The following is a 20,152-nucleotide window of genomic DNA, read 5'->3' on the forward strand; positions in this document are numbered from 1 at the left end:
GAGTGAGGGGGATGCGCGTGGTCAGCGCCGGAGGGGCGTCAACTCCGGTGCCCAGACGGCCAGGGGCGTGAACCCGCGATGGCCGTACTCGCCGAAGACCCGTACCGGCCCGCCCGCGGACACCGCCACCAGCCGCCACCAGCCCGATTCGCCGGTACGGCTCGTGTCGACCGCCAGTGCCGCACCGCCGTCCGCGTCGGCCAGCCGGCGGCCGGGGCGGGCATCGGGGCCGGGTATGGGGACCACCCCGTCGAGGACCACCGGCCACGCGTCGAGCCACGGATCGTCGCGCAACGCCGTCCCGTAGGCGGCGAGGGCGGCCTCGACGCCCACGCCGGGCGGCGGCCCGGCGGCGGGCTCCGGTTCGCCGTGGCGCGCTCCGAGGACGGCGCGCAGCGGCACGGCGGCGGGGTGGAAGACCAGGTCGGCGTCGAAGGAGCAGCCGACCGGGAGCGAGAGTTCGGGTGCCCGGCCGGCCGCTCCGTAGGACAGCAGCAGCGCCGCGCGCCCGGTGCGTCTCCCGAAGAGGCGGATGCGCCGAGTGGTGAGGGCGCTGTCGGAGACGTCGTCGTCCTGGGAGAGGACCAGCCAGTCGTCCCGGACGGGTGGTGTGGAGGCCAGGAGCGCGGCCGAGTCCACGGTGATCCCGACGCGGGCGCGTACGGTCGCGGCCAGCCCGGCGGGCAGCCGGTCGACGCGCGCGTACGCGCGGTTGAGCGTGTGCAGGAGGGCGCACTCCTCCAGCAGCCGCGACGCCCAGTCCAGGCCCGCTGCGGACAGCGAACCCAACTCGCGGGTGAGCGCGGCGAGTCCGGGCGCCTGGGCGTCGACCATGCGGGCGGCGGCCCGGTCCCACTCCTCTCGCGCACCACCACCGGAACCGGCGAGACCGCCGTGCACCAGATCGGTCAGCCGCCGCTCCAACTCCTCGGCGCCGGCGGCGATCCGTCGCGCCCGGTCCGCCGCCCGTCGGTCGGCCGACGCCGACGCGGCGGGCGGGCGGTCGGCCGGCGGTGCGGCCCGTCGTCTCCGACGCGCCTCCAGCCACTCGGCGACCCACGCCGGTGGCTCCTCCGCCGGCCGGACGGAATCTCCGTCCGCCGCCCACAGCAGCAGCAACCCCACCGCGTGCTTGCACGGCACCTTGCGACTCGGACAACTGCAGGTGAATCCAGGGCGGTTGGCGTCCGAGGCGTCCACGGCGGTCCGGTAGGTCCGGCCGCCGCCGCCCGCGCACTCCCCCCACACCGAGTCCGGGCGCGCTCCCGTTCCCGACCACGATCCCGGCGTCGCGAGCCTGCCGCCCGCCGTGCGCGACGCGGAGTCAGGCGCCAGCGCGAGCACCTGATCCGCCGTCCAGCGTTCCCCCTGCGGATTCATGTCACCGACAGTAGGGCCCACCACTGACAATCGCGCTGACCTGCACGTTCGTTGCCGCCGAGGGTGATTGTCAGTGGGGTGGTGCAGGGTGGAGTCACATCCCGGAACGCACGACGAGGGGGACTTGTGACCGTGCCCGGAAACCGCTTCGTACCTACCGACGCGCCTGTCACCACCGACGCGCCAGTCGCCACCAACACACTTGTCACCAGCGGCGCGTCCTCCGCCAACGACGCGTCCATCACCCACGACACACCCGCCGCCCCCGCCCGCTCCGCCCCACCGCCCGGCGGTCCCGACGCCTCCACCGACGTCATCCGCCCGCACGCGGAAGCGGCGTTCGCGGGCGAGCTGACGGCCCTGGCGGCGGCGGACGACCGGCCCCGGCCCGAGCGCTGGCGGCTGTCACCGTGGGCCGTCGCCACCTACCTGCTCGGCGGCGTGCTGCCCGACGGCACCGTGATCACCCCGAAGTACGTGGGGCCGCGGCGGGTCGTCGAGGTCGCCGTCACCACCCTCGCCACGGACCGGGCACTGCTGCTCCTCGGTGTCCCCGGCACCGCCAAGACCTGGGTATCCGAGCACCTGGCCGCCGCCGTCAGCGGAGACTCCACCCTCCTCGTCCAGGGCACGGCCGGCACGGCCGAGGAAGCCGTCCGCTACGGCTGGGACTACGCCCGGCTGCTGGCGCACGGGCCCAGCCGCGACGCCCTCGTGCCCAGCCCCGTCATGCGGGCCATGGCCCAGGGCATGACCGCCCGCGTCGAGGAACTGACCCGCATCCCCGCCGATGTGCAGGACTCGCTGATCACGGTGCTGTCCGAGAAGACCCTGCCGATCCCCGAGCTCGGCGAGGAGGTCCAGGCCGTGCGCGGCTTCAACCTCATCGCCACGGCCAACGACCGCGACCGGGGCGTCAACGAGCTGTCCAGCGCCCTGCGCCGCCGCTTCAACACCGTGGTCCTGCCGCTCCCCGCCACGCACGAGGACGAGGTCGACATCGTCGTCCGGCGCGTCGACCAGCTCGGCCGCTCCCTCGACCTGCCGGCCGCCCCGAGCGGCACGGACGAGATCCGCCGCGTCGTCACCGTCTTCCGCGAACTGCGCGACGGGGTGACCGCGGACGGCCGGACCAGACTCAAATCCCCTTCCGGGACGCTCTCCACGGCCGAGGCGATCTCCGTCGTCACCGGCGGTCTGGCGCTGGCCGCGCACTTCGGCGACGGCGTGCTGCGCGCCGGGGACGTCGCGGCCGGGATCCTCGGCGCGGTCGTCCGCGACCCGGCGTCGGACCGTACGGTCTGGCACGAGTACCTGGAGACGGTCGTCCGGGAGCGGGACGGCTGGCAGGACTTCTACCGCGCCTGCCGCGAGGTGTCGGTATGAACGCGCCCGCCCTGCTGGGCGTTCGCCACCACGGACCCGGTTCCGCGCGGGCCGTACGCGCCGCCCTGGAGTGGCTCCGGCCCCGCGCGGTGCTCGTCGAGGGGCCGTCCGAGGCCGACAAGATCGTCCACTGTGCGGCGGACCAGGGCATGCGGCCCCCGGTCGCCCTGCTCGCCCACGCCGCCGAAGATCCTGGCCGGGCCGCGTTCTGGCCGTTCGCCGCCTTCTCACCGGAGTGGGCCGCCATCCGCTGGGCGCTCGCCCACGGTGCCGAGGTGCGGTTCATCGACCTGCCCGCCGCCCACACCCTCGCCGCGCCGGGAACGGCCGGCCGGGACGGGCCGGACGGCGCGGCCGGGCCGCCCCCCGATCCGCTCGCGCTGCTGGCCGGAGCCGCGGGCCACGACGATCCCGAACGCTGGTGGGAGGACGCCGTCGAGCACCGCGACGGCGGCCGGCCCGGCGACGGCGGGCCCGACGACGACCCCCTCGGACCCTTCCGGGCCGTCGCCGAGGCCATGGCCGCGCTGCGTTCCGCGCCGGAGGGCGGGCCGGCGGGCGACGAGACGTCACCGGCGGACGCCGGCCCGCCGGACCCGCGCGACGACGCCGTGCGCGAGGCCCATATGCGGCTGCGGCTGCGCGAGGCGGTCAAGGAGTTCGGACACGAGGTCGCCGTCGTCTGCGGCGCCTGGCACGTCCCCGCCCTCGCGGTCCGGCGCCACCTCGCCGCCGACCGGCGGACGCTCAAGGGGCTGCCGAAGGTCAGGACGGAGATCTCCTGGGTGCCCTGGACCCACCGCCGCCTCGCCCGGAGCAGCGGTTACGGCGCGGGGATCGCCGCGCCCGGCTGGTACGCCCATCTCTACGCGGCCCCGGACCGCCCGGTCGAACGCTGGCTGGCCACGGTCGCCCGAATGCTGCGCGAGGAGGGCCGGCCGGTCTCGTCCGCGCACGTCATCGAGTCGGTCCGGCTCGCCGAAACGCTCGCCGCCCTCCGCGGCCGGCCGCTCCCCGGCCTCACCGAGACCACCGACGCCGTACGCGCGGTGATGTGCGACGGCTCGGACGTGCCGCTCGCCCTGGTGCGCGACCGGCTCGTCATCGGCGACGACCTCGGCGAGGTCCCCGACACCGCACCCGCCACACCACTCCAACGCGACCTCGCGCGCCTCCAACGTGCCCTGCGCCTCAAGCCCGAAGCGGGCGTGCAGGACAAGGAGTTGGACCTCCGCAAGAACACCGACGCCGAGCGGAGCCGGCTGCTGCACCGCCTCCGGCTCCTCGACGTCGACTGGGGCGCACCTCGCGCCTCGCGCACCGGCCTCGGCACCTTCCGTGAGGCGTGGCGCCTCTCCTGGCGGCCGGAACTGGCCGTCCGGCTCGCCGAAGCGGGCGTCTGGGGCACGACCGTCGAAGCCGCCGCGACCGCCCGGGCGGAGGCCGCCGCCCGCGAGGCGGACCGCCTCGCCGACCTCACCACCCTGGCGGAACGGTGCCTGCTCGCCGCGCTGCCGACCGCCCTCCCCGTCGTCCTGGGCGCCCTCGCCGACCGCGCCGCCCTCGACACCGACGTCGGCCACCTCGCCGAGGCCCTGCCCGCGCTGGTCCGCTCGGTGCGCTACGGGGATGTGCGCCGCACGGACACCGCGGCCCTCGACGACGTGGCCGCCGGCCTCGCCGACCGGATCTTCGTCGGCCTCCCCACCGCCTGCGCCGGTCTCGACCGCGACGCCGCACGGGAGATGAGGGGCCACGTGGACGCCGTGCACCGGGCGGTGGCCCTCCTGGACCGCCCCGGCGTCGGCGACCGCTGGACGGCGGTGCTCACCACCCTCGCCGAACGCGAACACCTCCCCGGGGAGGTCCGCGGCCGGGTGGCCCGGCTCCTCCTCGACGAGGGCACGCTGACCGCCGACCGGACCGCCCGGCTCCTGGGCCGCGCCCTCTCGCCCGCCGTGGCACCCGCCGACGCGGCGGCCTGGATCGAGGGGTTCACCGGCGGCACCGAGCCCGGCGGCGGACTGCTGCTCCTCCACGACGAGCGGCTGTTCGGCCTGATCGACACCTGGCTCAACGGCATCACCGCCGACGCGTTCACCGACGTCCTGCCCCTGCTCCGCCGCACCTTCTCGGACTACGAGCCGGCCCTCCGCCGCGCGATCGGCGAACGCGTCGCCAACGGCCCGGCCACCGGACCGACCCGGGTAGACACCGGCCCGGCCTGGGACCCGGAGCGCGCGGCGGCCGTCCTGCCCACGATGCGGCTGCTCCTGGGCCCGGACGACGAGGGTGAGGAGGAGCGCGCCATCCAACCTACTGCTGCTGCAAGGCAGTTGATGGACATTCGGCCGGACTTCACCGGGGGAGGAGCGCGATGACCTCGACGACCACTTCCACGCCGTCACCCTGCCCCACGGATCCGCCGCCACCCGATTCCGCCGACGAACGGCTGCGCCGCTGGCGGCTCGTGCTCGGCGGGGAGGCGGGCGAGGACGGCACCGGGCGGGTGCTCTCCGGCCGTGACGCCGCCGTGGACCGGACGCTGGAAGCGCTCTACGGTGCGGGGTCCCGCCCGCCCGGTGCGGGTGCGGGTGTGAGCGCGGGCCCCGGTGCCGGCCGGCGGAGCGGTGGTCTCGGAGCCTCCGCGCCGCGGGTCGCCCGCTGGCTGGGGGACATCCGGTCGTATTTTCCGGCGTCCGTCGTTCAGGTGATGCAGCGGGACGCCCTGGACCGGCTCGGCCTGACCGCCCTCCTCCTCGAACCCGAGCTCCTGGAAGCGGTCGAAGCGGACGTCCACCTGGTCGGGACCCTGCTGTCGCTCGGCAAGGCGATGCCGGAGGAGACGAAGGCCACCGCCCGCGAGGTCGTCCGCAAGGTGGTCGAGGACCTGGAGCGGCGCCTGGCGTCCCGCACCCGGGCCACGCTCACCGGAGCGCTCGACCGGTCGGCGAGGGCGGCCCGGCCCCGCCACCGGGACATCGACTGGAACCGCACCGTCCGGGCGAATCTCAAGAACTACCTGCCCGAGCACCGCACGGTCGTGCCGGAACGGCTCGTCGGCTACGCCCGTGCGGCGCGCTCGGTGCGGAAGGAGGTGATCCTCTGCATCGACCAGTCCGGCTCGATGGCGGCGTCCGTCGTCCACGCCTCCGTCTTCGGCGCCGTCCTGGCCTCTATACGTGCCCTCGACACCCGACTGGTCGCCTTCGACACCTCCGTCGTGGACCTCACCGACCAACTGGCGGACCCGGTGGACGTGCTGTTCGGCGTCCAGCTCGGCGGGGGCACCGACATCAACCGGGCGCTGTCCTACTGCCAGTCGCGGATCACCCGCCCGGCGGACACCGTCGTCGTCCTGATCAGCGATCTGTACGAGGGCGGCGTACGCGAGGGGATGCTCGAACGGGTCGCGGCCATGCGGGCGTCCGGAGTGCGGTTCGTCACCCTGCTGGCCCTCTCCGACGAGGGCGCCCCGGCGTACGACCGGGAGAACGCGGCGGCCCTCGCCGAGCTCGGCGCACCGGCCTTCGCCTGCACGCCCGACCACTTCCCGGAGGTGATGGCGGCGGCCCTGGAGCAGCGGCCCCTGCCCGTACCCGAGCCAGGGTCCGGAACCTGACGGAGAGGGGGAAATCCGCCACCGGGAGAGGGAGATGGCGGCGAGGAGAAGGGACGGGAGGGCGCGAGGGGGCTGACCTGAGGCGTCGGCCGGCGGCGTGCGGGCCGGGAGGCCGGGGGCGGCCCCGGCACGGCGGCTGCGCGTACCGGCGGGCCGCGACCGGGCGGCGTACGCTCGGTCGCGATGCGTGCGGGGTTTGTGCGCGATCTGTGAGCGTAATCACGGCCTGAGTGTGATCTGCGATTTAGGGACCTCCGGCCCTCGGGGATAACCTGCGAGACGGACATGCCGCGTATTCGGCGCACGTGTGCCGCCCTCGTCATAGATCGCGTCCTCACGCTGCCACCGCGGCACGCCCGCGCAGACAACGAACCGCGATATCCATGGAAAAGGGACGGACGCGCGTGGACCTGTTCGAGTACCAGGCGAGGGACCTCTTCGCCAAGCACGGTGTACCGGTGCTGGCCGGTGAAGTCATCGACACGCCTGAGGCGGCGCGCGAGGCGACCGAGCGTCTGGGCGGCCGTTCGGTCGTCAAGGCGCAGGTGAAGGTCGGTGGCCGCGGCAAGGCCGGCGGCGTCAAGCTGGCCGCCACCCCGGACGAGGCCGTCGCTCGCGCGACGGACATCCTCGGCATGGACATCAAGGGCCACACGGTCCACAAGGTGATGATCGCCGAGACCGCTCCGGAGATCGCCGAGGAGTACTACGTCTCGTACCTCCTCGACCGCACCAACCGCACCTTCCTCGCCATGGCGTCCGTCGCCGGCGGCATGGACATCGAGGAGGTCGCCGCGACGACCCCCGAGAAGCTCGCCAAGGTGCCGGTCGACGCCAACGAGGGCGTCACCATCGAGAAGGCCCGCGAGATCGTCGCCCAGGCGAAGTTCCCGGCCGAGGTCGCCGACCAGGTCGCCGACGTCCTCGTCACCCTGTGGAAGACCTTCATCGCCGAGGACGCCCTCCTCGTCGAGGTCAACCCGCTCGCCAAGGTCGCCGACGGCCGCGTCATCGCGCTCGACGGCAAGGTGTCCCTGGACGCCAACGCCGCGTTCCGCCAGCCGGAGCACGAGGCGCTGGAGGACAAGGCCGCCGCCGACCCGCTGGAGGCCGCCGCCAAGGCCAAGGGCCTCAACTACGTCAAGCTCGACGGCCAGGTCGGCATCATCGGCAACGGCGCGGGTCTCGTCATGAGCACCCTGGACGTCGTCGCCTACGCCGGTGAGAACCACGGTGGCGTCAAGCCCGCCAACTTCCTCGACATCGGTGGCGGTGCCTCCGCCGAGGTGATGGCCAACGGTCTCGAGATCATCCTCGGCGACCCGGACGTCAAGTCCGTCTTCGTCAACGTCTTCGGTGGCATCACCGCCTGTGACGCGGTCGCCAACGGCATCGTCCAGGCCCTGAAGCTCCTTGAGGACAAGGGCGAGAAGGTCGAGAAGCCGCTGGTCGTGCGCCTCGACGGCAACAACGCGGAGCTGGGTCGCAAGATCCTGAACGACGCCGACCACCCGCTGGTGCAGCAGGTGGACACCATGGACGGCGCCGCCGAGCGCGCCGCCGAGCTGGCTGCGAAGTAAGGAACGAGGTCACTAGAACACCATGGCTATCTTCCTCACCAAGGACAGCAAGGTCATCGTCCAGGGCATGACCGGCTCCGAGGGCCAGAAGCACACCAAGCGCATGCTGGCTTCCGGCACCAACATCGTCGGCGGCGTCAACCCGCGCAAGGCCGGCACCACCGTCGACTTCGACGGCACCGAGGTCCCGGTCTTCGGCTCCGTCAAGGACGCGATGGAGAAGACGGGTGCCGACGTCACCGTCATCTTCGTCCCGGAGAAGTTCACCAAGGACGCGGTCGTCGAGGCCATCGAGGCCGAGATCCCGCTGGCCGTCGTGATCACCGAGGGCGTCGCGGTGCACGACACCGCCTCGTTCTGGGCGCTCGCCCAGGCCAAGGGCAACAAGACCCGCATCATCGGCCCCAACTGCCCCGGCCTCATCAGCCCCGGCCAGTCCAACGCGGGCATCATCCCGGCCGACATCACCAAGCCCGGCCGCATCGGTCTCGTGTCCAAGTCCGGCACGCTGACCTACCAGATGATGTACGAGCTGCGTGACCTGGGCTTCTCGTCCTGCGTCGGCATCGGCGGCGACCCGATCATCGGCACCACGCACATCGACGCCCTCAAGGCGTTCGAGGCCGACCCCGACACCGACCTGATCGTCATGATCGGCGAGATCGGCGGCGACGCCGAGGAGCGTGCGGCGGACTTCATCAAGGAGCACGTCACCAAGCCGGTCGTCGGCTACGTGGCCGGTTTCACCGCGCCCGAGGGCAAGACGATGGGCCACGCCGGTGCGATCGTGTCCGGTTCGTCCGGCACCGCGCAGGCCAAGAAGGAGGCCCTGGAGGCCGCGGGCGTGAAGGTCGGCAAGACCCCGTCCGAGACCGCCCGCCTGGCGCGCGCCGCGCTGAGCGCCTGAACGGTCGCGGGATCGGCGGCCTGATCGGCCGTTCGATCTGATCCCGGCCCCTCGCGGGCCGGGGGACGTGTGGGCCCGTACCTCTCCGGGGGTACGGGCCCACACGCGTCCCACGCCGCTTTTCGCCCCGGTGAGAGGAGCGGCCGGCGCCCGCGCCCGTTCGCCCCGCCCGAGGGAGCCCGCCGCCCTCTCGGGCGTGCCGCCCTGAACACGACACGACGGTCATTTGTCGCTACCCGCCCGAAAGGCGCGTTGTTGGCAGCATGGCCCTTGTGACCCCATATGCCCACAGCGGTCCGCCGCTGCCGTCGCACCCCCGATCCGCGGCGCGTCACAAGCCGGGGGCGGGCAGGGCCTTCCTGGGCGGGGCGGTCGCCGCCGGACTGGGACTCGGGGCGTTCGCCACGCTCGTCCTGGTGCTGTGGATCGTGTCGCCCTACCCGGACAGCGGGCCCGCCGGAGCGCTGCACATCGCCGCCGGCCTCTGGCTGCTGGCCCACGGCGCCGACCTCGTCCGCACCGAGACCCTCTCCGGGAGCACCGCGCCGGTCGGGCTGACGCCGTTGCTGTTCTCCGTCGTGCCCTGCCTGCTCATCCACCGGGCCGCGCGGCAGGCGCCGATGCCGCCGGACGACGCGGAGCACCTCGACGAAGCCGATGAAGCCGACGAAATCGACGAGGTGTGGGAAACGGGTGATGCGAACGAGGCGGTGGCGGAAGGTTTCCCCACCGCCGCGTCCGTACCGTCCGACAGGTCGCCGGTGCCCTGGGAGGTGCCACTCCTCCCCACGCGCCTTCCGGCTCCGCCGCTGCCGCCGCGCACCGCGTTCACCGCGCTGCTCGGCGGATACCTGCTGGTGAGCGCCGCAGCCGTGCTCTACGCGTCGTCCGGACCGATCCGCGTCGACCCCCTGAGCGCGTTGATCCACGTCCCGCTCGTCGCCGCGGTCCCGGCCGCGGCCGGAGTGTGGATGGCGGTGGGCTGCCCGCCTTGGACGCCGTCGGCGCGGGTGCGCCGGGTGTGCCGGGTGGTGCCGGGGTTCGTACGCCGCTGGTTCACGGCGCCGCACATCGTGGCGGTCGCCCGGGCCGCCGCGGCCGGTACGGCGATGCTGTTCGGCGGTGCGGCGCTGCTGCTGGCGGCGTCGCTGGCCGTGCACGCCGGTGCCGTACGGGACGCGGTGGACCACCTCACGGTGGGCTGGCCGGGGCAGTTGGGGGTGGCGCTGCTGAGCGTGGCGCTGCTGCCCAACGCGGTGGTCTGGACGGCCGCCTACGGGCTGGGGCCCGGGTTCGCGGCCGGCGTCGACGGGCTCGTCGCCCCGCTGGCGCTGCCCGTGCTCGGTTCGCCCGACCGCTCTCCGCTCCCGCCGTTCCCGCTGCTCGCCGCGCTGCCCGCGCCCGGTGAGGCCGAACCGGTGGGGCTGGCGGGCGCCGCCGCCCTGGTGGCGGCCGTCGGGGTCGCGGTGGCGGCCGCGGCCGTGCCGCGCCGGCCCGCGGCCGTGGGGCGGCGCGAGACGGTCGCCGTCGCCTCCCTGGCCGCGCTGGTCTGCGCCGCCGTCGCCGCCCTGCTCGCCTACGCCGCCGGCGGGCCGCTCGGCGTCGGGGCCCTGTCCCGCTTCGGTCCCTCGTGGCGCCTCACCGGGCTGGCGTGCCTGGCCTGGACGCTGGTCATCGGCGTACCGGGGTCGCTGGTCGTCCGCCGGATCCGCAAGGAGGAAAAGGCCGTGGCGGCACCCGACGCGGCCCGGCCGCGCGGCTGGGGGTGGAGAGCGCGGCAGGTCCTCGGACTGCGGACCGCCAAGGCGGTTGCCACGGATGGCGCCGATGGCACGGATGGTGCGGTGAGCGTCGGGAAGGGTGCGGCGACGGCTATGGACGAGATGGACGCGTCGGGCGGGATGGATGTGTCCGGCGGTGTGGACGCGCCGGACGGGTCGTACGTATCAGGAGGGGCCGACGCGCCAGGCGGAACGGATGCCTCCATCGGCACCGACACGTCGTCGGCCGCGGGGCCGTCCGCTCCGCGGCGCGTACGGGTCCGCGGCCCGCTGTCCTGGTGGCGGGGGCTGGCCCGCTGGCTGGGCTTCGCCGTGGGCGGCGAAGGGGCGGACACCGGCCCGGCGGCCCCGGCGGCCTCTGCGACGCCGGGACAGCGGCGGACGACGGATCGCGACCAGCGGCGGGCGGCGGACCGCTCGTCGGGTGCGGACGGCGGTACGCGGCTCGGAACGCCCGACGGCGCGTGGGACGGCTCACGGGACGGCTCACGGAATGGTGCCCCGGCCGCCGGGGGCGGCGGGGAAGGCGGGGAAGGCGGGGAAACGGTCGGCGCGGCGGGGGCCGGAGCGGGCCGGAATCCGGCTGGGGGAGCGGACGGTGGCCTGGGCGGCGGTGACCAGAGCCGCGGGGGCCGGGCCGACGAACCGGACGGCCCCCGGGCGTCCACGCCGCCGCGACAGCACCCGACCCAGCCAACCCAGCCGACCCGACCAACCCGACCTGAACAGCCGACCGAACCGGAGCACCCGGGTCACCGGCCCCCCGGGCACCCGGTGAACCCCGTCTCCTACGCCCCCGAGAGCCTGCCCCTCCTGCCCGTGCACGGCATCGTCCTCGGGGCCGACGGGCGGGCGGAACCCCCGCGGCGCAGGCACCGTGGCGGCCGGGTGTCCCGAGCGGAGCGCGCCGCCCGGCGCGAGGCGGCGCGGACCGCCCGGCGGGAGGCGAAACAGGCGGCGCGCAGGGCGCGGAAGGCGCGGAAGTCACCGATGCCGCCCGTTCCGGACCCGGCGCCCGCCGGCCGTGCCGACGGCGACTGGCACGACACCCATGTGCGCCAGGCGCGCTGGGCGGCGCTGAAGGACTCGGGCGGCGGGCTGATGCCGGACTTCGAACCCCGCGACCCGGCACGGTTGCTCGACGAGCGGTGGGGCGAGGGGTGACGCCGTCCCGCAGGTCCCACGCGTCCCCGCACGCCCCACCCGTCCCCGCCGGCTTCCGTCAGTCGTTCACGCTCAGCAGCGGCCGCAGCGGCTTCGGCAGGTGGTTCTCGCAGGACTGGCGGGACGTCTGTGTCAGCGCGTCGTCCACACAGGTGTAGTAGTCCCGGTAGATGAGCTGGAACGAGAACGTGGACACCACGATGACCAGCGCCAGCCCGCCCATCACCAGCCCGCTCACGGCCGCCGTCGTCTGCGGGCGGAAGCCGCCGGGCTGCGGCGCGGGCGCCGGGGCCGACCCGTCGCCGTTCCGCCGGCCGCCGCTCTTGGCGCGCAGCGAGCTGACCGCCCAGTAGACCGAGAGCGCCCCCAGCAGCAGGGCGATCTCGGGGAGGCTGAACAGCGCGAAGAAGAAGCCCCAGAGCCCGGCGAGGAGGGCGTAGCGGGCGCGGCGCTGGGCCGGGTCGGTGGGGTCCCAGCGCGGGCCGCCGCCCTGGCCGCCGTTGGCGGGGTCCTGGCCGCCGCCCTGCGGGCCGCCGAACCCGCCGCTGTGGCGGCCCGGCTGCCGGCTGCTCCACTGGCTGCCCCAGGCGGGCGGCTGCCCGGACCCGTCCCGGCCGTCGGAGCCGTCCGAACCGTCGGATCCGCTTCCGTGCCGTGGCTCACGCGGTCGCCACGGCTGGTCCGGCCGGCCCGCGGGCGGCGCGGCGAAGGGGTTGTCGGCGTCGTTCGAACCGGGCCCGCGACCGTCGTTCGCGTTCCGAGCGTCCTCGTCCCGGCCGTTACCGTCCCGCTCCGAGTCCTCCCACCCCTGCCGCTCCGGCGACCGCCGCTCGCGGAAGGCCGGCGAACCCGGCCGAGGGCCGGAGGAGGCCGCGGCGGCCGACGCGAAGCCGAAACCGGGGGAACCAGGGGAACCAGGGGAACCAACGGGACCAAGGGGATCAAGGGGACCAAGAGAAGGGGCCATCGGGGCCACCGAGGCCGTCGAAGTCATCGAGGCCACGCGGTCGCTCGACGCCGTCTCCACGGCGAACGGCCGCGTCCCGGCGGACACGGCGGACAGCGGAAGGGGGCGGTGAACCGCGGGGCGGCGTCGGTCCGGCATGTGGAGTGTGTCTTCCCCTGGTGTCGTCTGTGTCGCGTCCTGCTGGGTCGCGCTCCACGGTCCCGCGCTCTGCCGAGCGGCGTCCCGCCGGCCGGCTTCCCGTAGTCCCGCGTCCTGCTGTGTCGCGTCCTGCACCTCGAGCGTACGGCCGTGAGCCCGGTTTCCCGGAGCCGATCCCGTGCCGCGTCGGGCCCACCGGACGCCTGGTGGACGCCGGGTGAACACCTGAGGAGCGCCTGGCGGACGCCGTCCACAGACGCTACCTTCCGCGCGCGCCCCCGTCCCGCGGGGGCCGTCGGGTGTGCCGGTATCGTTGCTGGCGGTCGGCGGCTTCGTAGGGTCCCCCGGATTCGGGGACCCCTCTGTCTCGTACGACCATACAAACCGCACCGCGCGCGAGAAAGGGCCCGCTGTGGCGTCCCCGGCCCCCCAGGCTCACCCCGCCCACTCCGACCGTTCCGGCGACCTCGCTCGTCCGGCCCGTCTCGTCGTCCTCGTCTCCGGCTCCGGTACGAACCTCCAGGCGCTGCTGGACGCGATCGCCGCCGACCCCGCGGGGTACGGCGCCCGGATCGTGGCCGTCGGCGCCGACCGGGACGGCGTCGCGGGTCTCGAACGCGCCGAGCGCGCCGGGATCCCGGTCTTCGTCGAGCGCGTGAAGGACCACGCCTCCCGCGCCGACTGGGACCGCGCCCTGGCCGAGGCCACCGCCGCGTACGCCCCGGACCTGGTGGTCTCCGCGGGCTTCATGAAGATCCTGGGGAAGGAATTCCTCGCGCGCTTCGGCGGGCGGACGGTCAACACGCACCCCGCCCTGCTGCCCAGCTTTCCCGGTGCCCACGGCGTGCGCGACGCGCTCGCGTACGGGGTGAAGGTCACCGGGTGCACCGTCCACTTCGTCGACGACGGCGTCGACACCGGACCGATCATCGCCCAGGGTGTGGTCGAGGTCCGGGAGGAGGACGACGAAGCCGCTCTGCACGAGCGGATCAAGGAAGTCGAGCGACAGCTGCTCGTCGAGGTCGTGGGGCGTCTGGCCCGGCACGGCTACCGCATTGAGGGACGAAAGGTACGGATCTCGTGACCGCCGAAGGTACGAAGCGGCCCATCCGCCGGGCGCTGATCAGCGTCTACGACAAGACGGGGCTGGAGGAGCTCGCCCGCGGGCTGCACGAGGCCGGCGTCGAGCTCGTCTCGACCGGTTCGACGGCCGGCCGGATCGCCGCCGCCGGGGTGCCGGTCACCCCGGTCGAGGAGCTGACGGGCTTCCCCGAGTGCCTGGACGGCCGGGTCAAGACGCTGCACCCGCGCGTCCACGCCGGCATCCTGGCCGACCAGCGCCTCGACGCCCACCGCGCGCAGCTCGGCGAACTGGGCGTGCGCCCCTTCGAGCTGGTGGTCGTCAACCTCTACCCGTTCCGCGAGACCGTCGCCTCCGGCGCGACGCCGGACGAGTGCGTGGAGCAGATCGACATCGGCGGCCCCTCCATGGTCCGTGCCGCCGCGAAGAACCACCCCTCCGTGGCCGTCGTCGTCAGCCCCGGCCGCTACGCGGACGTCCTGAAGGCCGCCGCCGAGGGCGGGTTCGACCTGGACGCGCGCAAGCGGCTCGCCGCCGAGGCGTTCCAGCACACGGCCGCCTACGACGTGGCGGTGGCCAACTGGTTCGCCGCCGGCTACGCCGCGGACGAGGGCCCCTGGCCGGACTTCATCGGCGTCACCTACACCCGCCAGCAGGCCCTGCGCTACGGCGAGAACCCGCACCAGCCCGCCGCCCTCTACACCGACGGCACGGGCAAGGGCCTCGCCCACGCCGAGCAGTTGCACGGCAAGGAGATGTCGTACAACAACTTCGTCGACACCGAGGCCGCCCGCCGCGCCGCGTACGACCACGCCGAGCCCTGCGTCGCGATCATCAAGCACGCCAACCCCTGCGGTATCGCCGTCGGTACGGACGTCGCCGAGGCGCACCGCAAGGCGCACGCCTGCGACTCGCTGTCGGCCTTCGGCGGTGTGATCGCCGTCAACCGCGCGGTGTCGGTGGCCATGGCGGAGCAGGTCGCGGAGATCTTCACTGAGGTCATCGTCGCGCCGGCCTACGAGGACGGCGCGGTCGAGGTCCTGGCGCGGAAGAAGAACATCCGGGTGCTGCGCTGCGCCGACGCCCCCGAGGCCGGCGGCGAGTCGCGGTCGATCGAGGGCGGAGTGCTCCTCCAGGCCAAGGACCGGCTCCAGGCCGAGGGCGACGACGCGGCGCGCTGGACGCTCGCTTCCGGCGAGGCGCTGTCCGACGCGGAGCTGGCCGAGCTGGCGTTCGCGTGGCGCGCCTGCCGCGCGGTGAAGTCCAACGCGATCCTGCTGGCCAAGGACGGTGCCACCGTCGGTGTCGGCATGGGCCAGGTCAACCGCGTCGACTCCGCGAAGCTGGCCGTCCAGCGGGCGGGGGAGGAGCGGGCCCGCGGCTCGTACGCGGCCTCGGACGCCTTCTTCCCCTTCCCCGACGGCTTCCAGGTGCTGGCCGACGCGGGCGTCAAGGCCGTTGCCCAGCCGGGCGGTTCGGTCCGTGACGCGGAGGTGGTGGAGGCGGCGAAGGCGGCCGGGGTGACGATGTACTTCACGGGTACGCGGCACTTCTTCCACTGACCGGTGCGCGGAACGGCCGGAGGCCGCACCCTCGGTGAGGATGCGGCCTCCGGACCGGCCGGTCGGCGTCGCTCGGCGGCGCGGACGCGATCAGTGGCGCGGGCGTGCTCAGTAGCGCGGGCGCTGAAACCATTCGGCGGACGCGCGCTTGGCGCAGAAGACGATGGTCAGGATCGCCATGACCAGCGTCAGCAGGCCCAGGCCGTAGGCGGGGGCGGTGAACAGGCCGCTGATGATGGCGAACGACGCGTAGACGATGGAGCCGACGCGGACGCCGTTGCCGCCCTTGGCGTAACGGATGGCGAGGATGATGCCGATGATCGCGAAGACCAAGGCCAGGATGGCGAGGAAGGCCAGCAGGCCCCGGGCGAAGCCGAAGGCGGTCTCGGCGTCGACGGTGTCGCCGTTGCGCGTGGTGACCGTCTCGCCGGTGTGCTTCCCCTCCTCGTCCTTGACCGCCGCGTAGCCCGCGATCATGACCCCGGCCACGGCCACGTGCACGGCGGCGATGACCCACATGAAGATCCGCGCCGCTTTGGTGAGGCCCGGCATCTCCGCCGGCACCGGGGGCATCCCGTGGTACCCGCCCTGCTGCGGGAACGGCGCGTACGGCTGTCCCGGGTACGGGGCCTGCTGCGGGTAGGCGTAGCCGGGCTGCTGCTGCGGCGGGCCGTACGGGTTGTTCTGCTGACCGAAGCTCATGGTCGGGGGATTCCTCCGTTGCTCGTGCGGGGACGGACGCGGACTTCCGGAGGACTGGCTGAGCGGTACACCCCCCGTCACCGCCCGCGGCACTGGCGATTCATCGTGGTAGGGCTCTTGACATTTGTCCAGCCGATACCCTCTGCGTTGTTCAAGCGCCGCGTGACCGTGATCTCTACGTGAACGTGAACCGAACGACGGTTCACCAGTGAACACAGGGTGGCGCGCCCTCCTGATTGGAAGGGCCGCCGCCGGATCCAGGAGTATGGAGCCATGACCGCTCAGATTCTCGATGGCAAGGCCACCGCGGCCGCGATCAAGTCCGAACTCTCCACGCGCGTGGAAGCCCTCAAGGCCAAGGGCGTCACCCCCGGCCTGGGCACGCTCCTGGTCGGTGACGACCCGGGCAGCAAGTGGTACGTGGCGGGCAAGCACCGCGACTGCGCCCAGGTCGGCATCGGATCCATCCAGCGCGAGCTGCCGGCGACCGCGACGCAGGAGGAGATCGAGGCGGTCGTCCGGGAACTCAACGAGAACCCCGACTGCACCGGCTACATCGTCCAACTCCCGCTCCCCAAGCACATCGACACCAACCGGGTGCTGGAGCTGATGGACCCGGCCAAGGACGCCGACGGCCTCCACCCGATGAGCCTGGGCCGCCTGGTGCTCAACGAGACCGCGCCGCTGCCCTGCACCCCGAACGGGATCATCGAGCTGCTGCGCCGCCACGGCGTGGAGATCAACGGCGCGCACGTGGTCGTCGTCGGGCGCGGCATCACCGTCGGCCGGTCGATCGGCCTGCTGCTCACCCGCCGGTCGGAGAACGCCACGGTCACCCTCTGCCACACCGGCACCCGTGACCTCTCCTCCCACCTGCGGCAGGCGGACATCATCGTCGCGGCGGCCGGTGTCGGGCACCTGATCAAGCCGGAGGACGTCAAGCCGGGCGCCGCCGTGCTCGACGTCGGCGTCAGCCGGGACGGCGAGGGCAAGATCATGGGCGATGTGGATCCCGGGGTCGCCGAGGTCGCCGGCTGGATCTCCCCCAACCCGGGCGGCGTCGGGCCGATGACCCGCGCCATGCTGCTCGTCAACGTCGTCGAGGCGGCGGAGCTCGCCGCGGGTGTCTCCGGCGACGAGGCCGAGGGAAGCGTCGATGCCGGCTGAGACGGGCAAGGCGGCGGGCTCCGGGCGGTCCCGGGTGTCGCGCCGCTTCCCCCAGTTCACCCGCGACACCGCGCGGCCGGAGGGTGGCGGGCGTGCCGCCCCCGGGGGCGCGCCCGCTCCGGCCCGGCAGTGGCCGCTGCTGGTGGTGCTGGGACTGACGGGGCTGGGGCTGCTGATCGTCGCCCTGGACGGCTTCCGGATCGGGACGATACTGATCGGCATCGCCATGATCGGCGGTGCGGTGCTGCGCTGGGCGCTGCCCTCCGTGGGCATGCTCGCCGTGCGGTCGCGGTTCACGGACATGTTCACGTACGGCGGGCTGGGGCTGGCGATCCTGCTGCTGGCGATGCTCGCGCAGCCGCACGCGTGGCTGAAGATCCCTTTCCTGGACGACATTCTGCACTTCACGGTCTGAGCGGCGTAGCGGTCCGGGCTGTCCGGACGGTCCTACGGTTTGGGCGGACCGTCCTCTCCCCCGTAAGAGGACGGTCCGGCCGGGAGACGGCCGGCCGGCGCGGGGTGGACCGCGCCGACCGGCTCGCTGCACTGACTGTGATGCGCCACATCCCCACCTGCCAAGAGTTCCCGGCCGGTTGGGCCGTCGTGGGATGTCCCACGCTCCCAACTGCGGTGACGCCCGCGCTCATGAGGCCGCGGTGGGACGCTCCGGTGCCACCACCGCTGGCCGGAAACCTGCGTGTCGTTTGAAGGCAGGGGAAAACACCGTCCGGCGTCGCCATCATGTGCGACACAGGAGGCTCATGCCTCGGGGGACCATGTGACGGTGTGGGGTGGAACATGCCGCGTTGGAAGGAACTGCCGGCGTCGCTCGACCAACGGGTGAGCCAGTTCGTCGTACAACTCCGCAGGCTCAAGGACCGCAGCGGACTCAGCCTCGCCGCGCTGGCGGCCAAGACGTCGTACAGCCGTTCCTCCTGGGAGCGCTACCTCAACGGGCGGCAACTGCCGCCGCGCGGAGCCGTGGAGGAGCTGGCCCGGGTGTGCGGGGCGGATCCGGCCCGCCTGCTGGTGCTGCACGAGATAGCGGAGGAGGCGTGGCCGTCCGCTGCGTCCGCTGCGTCCGCCTCGCTCGCCACCTCTGCCGCGTCCGGCACGTCCCCCACGCCCGCTTCGCCGCCGGACGCCGTGGGGCTCCAGGAGGCCAGGCGGCGCCTGTGGCTGTACGTCGCGGCGGTGGCCGTGCTCGTCGTCGCGCTGGCGGCGGCGCTGCTGGCCGCCCGCCCCTGGAAGGACGACGACGCCCAACCGAAGGCCGACGCGCCGTCGGCCGTGGGCTCCCCGTCCCCGTTCGTCTTCGTGCAGGGACGTTCCCGCCCGTGCCGGGTCGAGCGCCGAGGAGGTGAACTGTGGGCCGGGTACAGCCCGACCCGCACGGTGCTGATGGACCTCAAGAGCAGCGGCTGGGAGGTGCTGGAGGCCCAGTGCCTGCTCAAGTACCACGGCTTCGACCCCGGACTGACCGACGGGTCCTTCGGTCCTCGGAGCAAGGCGGCGGCGGAGCGGTTCCAGAAGGCCAAGGGCCTGGTCGTGGACGGGATCGTGGGCCCCGACACCTGGAAGGAGTTGCGCCGGTGAGCGGCGGACCCCCGCTGCCCGCGGAGTGTGCCCGGCTGGCCGCCGCGCTGCGGGAGTTGAGGGAACGCACCGGACTGAGCCTGGCCGCGCTCGGCGGGCGGACGGCGTTCAGCAAGTCGTCCTGGGAGCGGTACCTCAACGGCAAGAAGCTGCCGCCGCGCGAGGCCGTCGAGGCGCTGTGCGCGCTGGCGGACGAGCCGCCCGGCCGGCCGCTCGCCCTGTGGGAGCTGGCGGAGCAGCGGTGGACCGGACGGGCCGCGTCCGCTCCCGGGGCCGCCGGTGGGGGAGCGGAGGGCACGCCGGCACCACCCCCCGAACCCGACACCGGGCGGCGGCCCGGCCGGCGCGTCCCCGGGTGGTCCCTCGCCGTCGGAGCGGTGGCGCTGGCGGCGGCCGTCCCGCTGGCCCTGGTGCTGCTGTCGGACGAGGACGCGGCGACCGGGACGGCCGCCGGGCCCGGTGCGCCGGGTTCCGCCTCCGTGCCGTCCTACGCCCAGTCCTTCGAGCCCGGCTGCCACGGTGAGGACTGCGAAGGGGCCGACGCCCAGGCGATGGGGTGCGGTGCGCAGGGGCTGCCCGCCACCCTCGCCACCCGGCGGTCGGCGGGCGGGCAGCGGATCGAGATCCGGTACGCGGAGAAGTGCGGCGCCGTCTGGGCCAAGGCCACCGGCCTGCGGCTCGGCGACCGGGTGGAGCTGACGCTGCCCGGCGCCGACGCCAAGGAGGTCAGGGCCGCGAGCCGCCGTGACACCGAGATCTATCTGTCGACCGCGATGACGGCGACCGACGATCCGCGCCGGGCCCGGGTCTGCCTGCGCCCGGCCGAGGGGGCGGCCGAGTGCTTCGCCGCGCCTGGCGGGTGAGGTGCGGGGGAGGGGGCAGAGAGGGGGCGGACGCGGCCGGTCCTCCACCCCCGTGGGAGGACCGGCCGGACGTCCTCCCCGAGCATCCAGACGGCGGCATTCCGGTTCAAGGCGAGGCCGGGTCTTGTGACGCGGAAGAGATCATTCCGCTACGAGGTCACCGTTCTGTACCGGAATGGCGTCATGTCGTATGGGAAGAGTTCGTGTCCCGAAGGGTGGTTCAGGAGCACGACGGGCGAGGGGGGCGTGCGCCCCG

The 20,152-nt window shown here is 74.0% G+C and carries 15 protein-coding genes; 12 read left to right on the forward strand and 3 right to left on the reverse strand.

What is annotated here, in order from left to right; translation table 11 throughout:
* Positions 1 to 21: 21 nt before the first annotated feature.
* Positions 22 to 1,380, reverse strand: a complete 1,359-nt coding sequence (locus tag J7W19_RS19685) for an SWIM zinc finger family protein (RefSeq protein WP_040889986.1) — start codon at positions 1,378 to 1,380, stop codon at positions 22 to 24.
* A 126-nt stretch (positions 1,381 to 1,506) separates the two neighbouring features.
* Here J7W19_RS19685 and J7W19_RS19690 point away from each other — a divergent pair, with 126 nt between their 5' ends.
* From J7W19_RS19690 to J7W19_RS33040, 6 genes are all read left to right on the forward strand, one after another.
* A complete protein-coding gene (locus J7W19_RS19690) occupies positions 1,507 to 2,766 on the forward strand; it encodes an ATP-binding protein (protein ID WP_004945625.1) in 1,260 nt (419 codons plus the stop codon).
* Complete coding sequence (locus J7W19_RS19695) at positions 2,763 to 5,147, forward strand: DUF5682 family protein (RefSeq protein WP_004945628.1); 2,385 nt, start codon at positions 2,763 to 2,765, stop codon at positions 5,145 to 5,147. Before J7W19_RS19690 ends, J7W19_RS19695 begins: the two co-directional genes overlap by 4 nt.
* Positions 5,144 to 6,388, forward strand: a complete 1,245-nt coding sequence (locus tag J7W19_RS19700) for a VWA domain-containing protein (RefSeq protein ID WP_004945631.1) — start codon at positions 5,144 to 5,146, stop codon at positions 6,386 to 6,388. Before J7W19_RS19695 ends, J7W19_RS19700 begins: the two co-directional genes overlap by 4 nt.
* 404 nt (positions 6,389 to 6,792) lie before the next feature.
* The gene (sucC, locus tag J7W19_RS19705) at positions 6,793 to 7,968 is read left to right on the forward strand and encodes an ADP-forming succinate--CoA ligase subunit beta (RefSeq protein WP_004945633.1); all 1,176 of its coding nucleotides are present in this window, start codon (positions 6,793 to 6,795) and stop codon (positions 7,966 to 7,968) included.
* Between the two features lie 22 nt (positions 7,969 to 7,990).
* Entirely contained in the window at positions 7,991 to 8,875 is an 885-nt protein-coding gene (gene sucD / locus J7W19_RS19710; protein WP_004945635.1) for a succinate--CoA ligase subunit alpha, read from the forward strand.
* Between the two features lie 263 nt (positions 8,876 to 9,138).
* A complete protein-coding gene (locus J7W19_RS33040) occupies positions 9,139 to 11,820 on the forward strand; it encodes a cell division protein PerM (RefSeq protein ID WP_004945638.1) in 2,682 nt (893 codons plus the stop codon).
* 58 nt (positions 11,821 to 11,878) lie between these two features.
* Here the strand turns inward: J7W19_RS33040 and J7W19_RS19720 are convergent, their stop codons facing one another.
* On the reverse strand, positions 11,879 to 12,874 hold the full coding sequence (locus J7W19_RS19720; protein ID WP_325176063.1) for a hypothetical protein: 996 nt from the start codon (positions 12,872 to 12,874) through the stop codon (positions 11,879 to 11,881).
* A gap of 463 nt (positions 12,875 to 13,337) precedes the next feature.
* Here J7W19_RS19720 and purN point away from each other — a divergent pair, with 463 nt between their 5' ends.
* Both purN and purH read left to right on the forward strand, forming a co-directional pair.
* Positions 13,338 to 14,009, forward strand: a complete 672-nt coding sequence (gene purN, locus J7W19_RS19725; protein WP_004945642.1) for a phosphoribosylglycinamide formyltransferase — start codon at positions 13,338 to 13,340, stop codon at positions 14,007 to 14,009.
* Positions 14,006 to 15,568: a bifunctional phosphoribosylaminoimidazolecarboxamide formyltransferase/IMP cyclohydrolase gene (purH, locus tag J7W19_RS19730; protein ID WP_004945645.1), complete on the forward strand. Its 1,563-nt coding sequence runs from the start codon at positions 14,006 to 14,008 to the stop codon at positions 15,566 to 15,568. The genes purN and purH overlap by 4 nt, the downstream gene beginning before the upstream one ends.
* Before the next feature lie 108 nt (positions 15,569 to 15,676).
* On the opposite strand, the gene J7W19_RS19735 is transcribed toward purH, so the two are convergent.
* The gene (locus J7W19_RS19735; RefSeq protein WP_004945648.1) at positions 15,677 to 16,270 is read right to left on the reverse strand and encodes a hypothetical protein; all 594 of its coding nucleotides are present in this window, start codon (positions 16,268 to 16,270) and stop codon (positions 15,677 to 15,679) included.
* A 273-nt stretch (positions 16,271 to 16,543) separates the two neighbouring features.
* Between J7W19_RS19735 and J7W19_RS19740 the strand changes: the two genes are divergently transcribed.
* The 4 genes from J7W19_RS19740 to J7W19_RS19755 all read left to right on the forward strand — a co-directional run bounded on the left by J7W19_RS19740 (position 16,544) and on the right by J7W19_RS19755 (position 19,896).
* Positions 16,544 to 17,437, forward strand: coding sequence for a bifunctional methylenetetrahydrofolate dehydrogenase/methenyltetrahydrofolate cyclohydrolase (locus J7W19_RS19740; protein ID WP_004945653.1), 894 nt, complete (start codon positions 16,544 to 16,546; stop codon positions 17,435 to 17,437).
* Positions 17,427 to 17,852 carry a DUF3017 domain-containing protein gene (locus J7W19_RS19745; protein WP_004945658.1) on the forward strand — a complete coding sequence of 142 codons (426 nt, stop codon included), beginning with the start codon at positions 17,427 to 17,429 and terminating at the stop codon, positions 17,850 to 17,852. The genes J7W19_RS19740 and J7W19_RS19745 overlap by 11 nt, the downstream gene beginning before the upstream one ends.
* 383 nt (positions 17,853 to 18,235) lie before the next feature.
* Positions 18,236 to 19,033, forward strand: coding sequence for a helix-turn-helix domain-containing protein (locus J7W19_RS19750; protein ID WP_040889996.1), 798 nt, complete (start codon positions 18,236 to 18,238; stop codon positions 19,031 to 19,033).
* Positions 19,030 to 19,896 (forward strand): helix-turn-helix domain-containing protein, encoded by an 867-nt coding sequence (locus tag J7W19_RS19755; protein ID WP_004945663.1) that lies wholly within the window; start codon positions 19,030 to 19,032, stop codon positions 19,894 to 19,896. Before J7W19_RS19750 ends, J7W19_RS19755 begins: the two co-directional genes overlap by 4 nt.
* Positions 19,897 to 20,152: the final 256 nt, after the last annotated feature.

It is taken from the genome of Streptomyces mobaraensis NBRC 13819 = DSM 40847 (assembly GCF_017916255.1).
Lineage (GTDB): Bacteria > Actinomycetota > Actinomycetes > Streptomycetales > Streptomycetaceae > Streptomyces > Streptomyces mobaraensis.

What these genes read in the sequence shown, in the direction of transcription:
- sucD (WP_004945635.1), top strand. Translation starts at nt 7,991, where the DNA reads ATGGCTATCTTCCTCACCAAGGACAGCAAGGTCATCGTCCAGGGCATG.
- J7W19_RS19750 (WP_040889996.1), top strand. Translation starts at nt 18,236, where the DNA reads ATGCCGCGTTGGAAGGAACTGCCGGCGTCGCTCGACCAACGGGTGAGC.
- J7W19_RS19735 (WP_004945648.1), bottom strand. Translation starts at nt 16,270, where the DNA reads ATGAGCTTCGGTCAGCAGAACAACCCGTACGGCCCGCCGCAGCAGCAG.
- J7W19_RS33040 (WP_004945638.1), top strand. Translation starts at nt 9,139, where the DNA reads ATGGCCCTTGTGACCCCATATGCCCACAGCGGTCCGCCGCTGCCGTCG.
- J7W19_RS19700 (WP_004945631.1), top strand. Translation starts at nt 5,144, where the DNA reads ATGACCTCGACGACCACTTCCACGCCGTCACCCTGCCCCACGGATCCG.
- J7W19_RS19685 (WP_040889986.1), bottom strand. Translation starts at nt 1,380, where the DNA reads ATGAATCCGCAGGGGGAACGCTGGACGGCGGATCAGGTGCTCGCGCTG.
- J7W19_RS19695 (WP_004945628.1), top strand. Translation starts at nt 2,763, where the DNA reads ATGAACGCGCCCGCCCTGCTGGGCGTTCGCCACCACGGACCCGGTTCC.
- J7W19_RS19740 (WP_004945653.1), top strand. Translation starts at nt 16,544, where the DNA reads ATGACCGCTCAGATTCTCGATGGCAAGGCCACCGCGGCCGCGATCAAG.
- J7W19_RS19745 (WP_004945658.1), top strand. Translation starts at nt 17,427, where the DNA reads ATGCCGGCTGAGACGGGCAAGGCGGCGGGCTCCGGGCGGTCCCGGGTG.